The organism is Actinophytocola sp. (assembly GCF_036402745.1).
Lineage (GTDB): Bacteria > Actinomycetota > Actinomycetes > Mycobacteriales > Pseudonocardiaceae > Actinophytocola.
In genome coordinates, this window is record NZ_DASWSJ010000273.1 from 1 (window position 1) to 1,611 (window position 1,611).

The 1,611-nt window shown below is 73.7% G+C and carries 2 protein-coding genes and 1 pseudogene; 1 reads left to right on the top strand and 2 read right to left on the bottom strand.

Translation table 11 applies throughout. The annotated features are described in order from the left end of the window. Together VGD70_RS25885 and upp are read right to left on the bottom strand one after the other, a co-directional pair. Positions 1-504, bottom strand: a 504-nt coding sequence (locus VGD70_RS25885) for a Gfo/Idh/MocA family protein (RefSeq protein WP_331085736.1), incomplete at its 3' end; no start/stop codon positions are given. Positions 505-506: 2 nt separating this feature from the next. Further along, positions 507-1,130: a uracil phosphoribosyltransferase gene (gene upp, locus VGD70_RS25890; RefSeq protein WP_331085738.1), complete on the bottom strand. Its 624-nt coding sequence runs from the start codon at positions 1,128-1,130 to the stop codon at positions 507-509. Between the two features lie 107 nt (positions 1,131-1,237). On the opposite strand from upp, the pseudogene VGD70_RS25895 reads away from it, so the two are divergent. Next, a pseudogene (locus VGD70_RS25895) lies at positions 1,238-1,611 on the top strand (hypothetical protein); the annotation flags it as partial.

Consider the following 1,611-nt stretch of genomic DNA (forward strand, 5'->3'; position numbering starts at 1 on the left):
GTCCCACAGGGCGCCGCGCTCCGACCGCCAGGGTGAGGTGTCGGAGGACGGCTCGGCCACCGAGGCCAGCCAGGACGCCGAACCGCCCGCCGGCGTCGTCCGCGACGCCTGAGTCAGCCAGGTGGACGTGGCCACCTCGAAGCGGAAGGTGAAGAACACGACGGAGGCGACGCCGGCCGTGCGCACGGCGGCGACGACCCGGTCGGCAGCAGCGACGTCCAGGGCGATCGGCTTCTCCAGAAGCAGGTGCTTGCCCGCCGCCGCCGCGTGCTCGGCCAGCGGTGCCTGCACGTCCGGCGGTACGGCGATCGCCACGGCGTCCACGTCGGCGAGCAGCGCATCCACGTCGGCGTAACCGGCCACGTCGAACTCCGCACCCACGGCCTTGGCCTTGGCCAGGTCGCGGCCCCAGATCCCGACGAGGTCCGCCGAGGGGTGCGCGGCCAGGGCGGCGGCGTGCACTGTCCGCGCCCAGTGGCCGGTGCCGAGCACCCCGAACCGCATGGTCAGACGGCGCCGAACTGGCGGTCGCCCGCGTCCCCCAGTCCGGGGACGATGTAGGCCTTGTCGTTGAGCCCCTCGTCGATGCTGGCGGTGAACACCCGCAGCGGCAGGCCGCTCTGCTCCAGCAGGGCCAGGCCCTCCGGTGCGGCCAGCGCGCACAACACGGTGATCGACGTGGCCCCGCGCGCGGTCAGCAGGCCGCAGCAGTGCACCAGCGAACCACCGGTCGCCAGCATCGGGTCCAGGACGAACACCTCGCGGTCGACGAGCGACGTCGGCAGCGAGGCCATGTAGGCCTCCGGCTGCAACGTCACCTCGTTGCGGGCCAGCCCGACGAAGCCCATCTGCGACTCCGGCAGCATCCCGTGCGCGGTGTCGGCCATGCCGAGGCCGGCGCGGAGCACCGGCACGATCAGCGGCGGTGCGGCCAGCCGGTAGCCGGTCGTCGCGGTGACCGGGGTCCGGATCGGCTGCTCGGCGATGGCCAGATCGCGGGTCGCCTCGTAGACGAGCATCTGGGTGAGTTCACGTAGCGCGGCCCGAAAGGACGCGTTGTCCGTCCCCTCGTCGCGCATCTTGGTCAGACGGGCGCGGGCCAGCGGGTGGTCGACGACGGTGAGCTGCACGCGCGACACGGTAGCGGGCCCGCCACGCCGCATCCCCCGGCACCGCGGCGGCGAGGCCAGGGTGAGCGGGCCCGGGAGGACGACGCCCGGCAGGTGACAATGGGCGCATGACCCACGTGCTCGATTCCGACGCGCTGTCGGAGGACACCCGAGTGCGCGCCGCACCGACGCCTCCCCACGCCGACGTCACACGGTCGGACTCGGCGTTCCGCGCCTTCCTGCACGGCCTTCCCGGCGTCGACCAGGTCGGCGCCGAGGCCCGCGTCGCAGTGCTCGGCACCCGCTCGATCAAGACGACCTCGAAGGCCTGGGCCATCGACACCGCCATCTCGATGGTCGACCTCACCACGCTGGAGGGCTCGGACACCCCGGGCAAGGTGCGTTCGCTGGCCGCCAAGGCCCGTCGCCCCGAGCCGGGCGACCCCACCTGCCCGCACGTCGCGGCGGTCTGCGTCTACGGCGACCTCGCCGGCGTGGCCCG